This is a genomic window from Paenibacillus periandrae, from assembly GCF_022458865.1.
Taxonomy (GTDB): Bacteria; Bacillota; Bacilli; order Paenibacillales; family NBRC-103111; genus Paenibacillus_S; species Paenibacillus_S periandrae.
On record NZ_JAJNMU010000239.1, the window covers coordinates 1 to 241 of the forward strand.

Below are 241 nucleotides of genomic sequence, written 5' to 3' on the forward strand. Positions count from 1 at the left end.
TCTCTGCAAAGCTTGTTCCTTGAAAACTAGATACCGAAACAAAACAAATGTTTAGAGCAGCGTTACTTGACTTCGGTTGAGTAACATCCAAATAGATCTATCCTAACGGATAGGACTTATTAGCGGAGTTGGTTAAGCTAATAAGAGCACACGGAGGATGCCTAGGCACTAGGAGCCGAAGAAGGACGTGGCGAACGACGAAATGCCTCGGGGAGCCGTAAGCAGGCTTGGATCCGGGGAT

1 rRNA gene is annotated in these 241 nt (G+C 47.3%); it reads left to right on the forward strand.

Annotated elements, in window-relative coordinates:
• Nucleotides 1-130: 130 nt before the first annotated feature.
• A 23S ribosomal RNA gene (locus tag LRL21_RS45380) occupies nucleotides 131-241 on the forward strand; the annotation flags it as partial.